Here is a 1,980-nt window from a genome sequence, read left to right on the forward strand (position 1 = left end):
GGTGCCGCCCCCCGGCCCTTCACGGTCGTCAGCGCGGGCCGTGAAGCGCCCCGCGCTGACGACCGTGAAGGGCCGGGGGGCGGCACCGGGGCGGGGCAGGCCGCGCCACGGCGCGGCGTCGACGCCGTTGGGCAGCACGGCGACCGGACGGCCCGTGGTGCGGCGCAGCGGGTCGGCGACGGCTTCGCTGACGGCCGTCCAGCGCAGGTCCCGGGCGCCGCGCAGCGCGACGGCGAGGGGCAGGGCGCTGCCCCGGGGCAGCATCGAGTGCACGGTCAGGACGGCCGGGACGCCCCGCCGGTGCGCCGCCCGGGCGGCCGCCCACGCCAGGGGTGAGACGACCGAGGAGTGCGCGTGCACGACGTCGGCGTCCGCGAGCGCGTCGAGCAGGCCCGCCCGGTCGGCACCCGTCCAGAGCGCCGGGTCGACGGCGCCGGCCGCCCCGCGGGGCTGCAGGCGCCGCACCTCGACGCCGCCAGGGCCGGCGGTCGCCGCGCCGGCCCCCGTCGCGGTCACGACGCGCACGCGGTGCCCGGCCGCGGCGAGGCGGGCGGCGAGGTCGCGCACGTGGAGCTCGATGCCGCCCAGCCGGGGCAGGTAGCCGTCGGAGACCAGGACGATGCGCAGCGACCCGCCGGCGACGGCGGCCCGCGGTGGCGCGGGCAGCCGCGGCGGCGCGGTCGTGAGGCTCACGGCCGCCGCCCCCGGCGCGCGGCGGCCGGGACCCGGCCGGCGAGCAGCCAGCCGCCCAGCGCGAGCGCCCCGACCGGCACCTCGAGGACCACGAGGAGCAGGCGGTAGAGCAGGACCCCGGCCAGCACGGGCGCCGCGGCGCCGCCGGCCCCCAGCAGCACCGTGCACGCGGCGGCCTCGGCGAACCCCGCGCCCGAGGGGGTCACCGGCAGCATGCTGGCGATGCGGTCGAGGGCGAAGGCGGCCAGGACGGTGGTCACCGGCAGCGCCACCCCGGCCAGGCGCAGGCAGACCAGGGCCAGCAGGGCCTGCAGCGCGACGTAGCCGAGCACGGCCGCCGTCAGCCGCGGCCACGCGCGGCGCAGCCGGTCCCCGACGCGCCCGCGCACGTCGGCGAGGCGCTGGGCGACCGCGTCGCGGGACAGCGCGACGGGCTCGGGCCGCGGCCGCAGCCGCTCGCGGAGCCGGACGGCGAGCGCGGCCGCGGCGGCCAGGTGGCGCAGTCCCGCGTCGCGGCAGCACAGCGCCGCGGCGGTGACCGCGACGGCGCCCCCGGCGCCGAGGGCCCACGCCCAGCCGCCCGCGGCGTGCACCTGCGGCACCCCGCCCGCGGCGAGCGCGACGGCGAGGGCCGGCACGGCGAAGACGAGCTTGCCGGCGACGTCGACGACGTTGCTCGTGACGGTGAAGGACGCGATGTCGCGGCCCCGGAAGGACCACCGGCGCAGCATCGAGGTGTTGAGCCAGACGCCCAGCGCGCCGCCGAGGGGCACGGCCCCCGACACGGCGCTGCCGGACAGGTTCAGCAGGAGCGCGCGGGCGTGCGACAGGCCGGGCAGCGAGCCGGTCAGGACGGCCGAGCAGCAGCACAGCCCGGCGAACCACAGCGCCAGCAGGCCCACCACGTCGGGCCCCCCGAGGTGCCCGACGGCCCCCTGCACGTCGCGCCAGGTCGTGCCGAGGAGGCGGGGCAGCAGCGCGATCGCGACGAGCGCGCCCGCCGTCGTGGCCAGACCCAGGGCGATGCGCGACGGCGGCAGCGCCGGGGTCGCGGGAGGGGCCGTCCGGGTCGCACCCCGCTGCTCGATCGCCTGCACCGCTGCTCCTCCCCGCCCGCCGTCCCGTCGACGGCCACCCGGTCAGCGTGGCCGGGGGCGCCCGTCCAGGACATCGCACGGCGGGGCGAACGTGGCCTCATCCCACGGCATGGCACTGGACGTGCGCTGTCCTCCCGCAGGAGGGGGGCTGAACGTCCACACGCGGCCGCCGACGGGGCCTCGCGCGGCG

Annotated in this window: 2 protein-coding genes; both read right to left on the bottom strand. The window is 80.8% G+C overall.

Going from position 1 to position 1,980, the window contains the following annotated elements:
- Positions 1–693 (bottom strand): glycosyltransferase (locus GTR02_RS21440; RefSeq protein ID WP_166609495.1); only part of this gene is annotated, 693 nt, incomplete at its 3' end.
- The gene (locus tag GTR02_RS21445; protein ID WP_166609496.1) at positions 690–1,790 is read right to left on the bottom strand and encodes a lysylphosphatidylglycerol synthase domain-containing protein; all 1,101 of its coding nucleotides are present in this window, start codon (positions 1,788–1,790) and stop codon (positions 690–692) included. The genes GTR02_RS21440 and GTR02_RS21445, both read right to left, overlap by 4 nt.
- Positions 1,791–1,980: the final 190 nt, after the last annotated feature.

The sequence above is a fragment of the Kineococcus siccus genome, from assembly GCF_009906795.1.
Classification (GTDB): Bacteria; Actinomycetota; Actinomycetes; order Actinomycetales; family Kineococcaceae; genus Kineococcus; species Kineococcus siccus.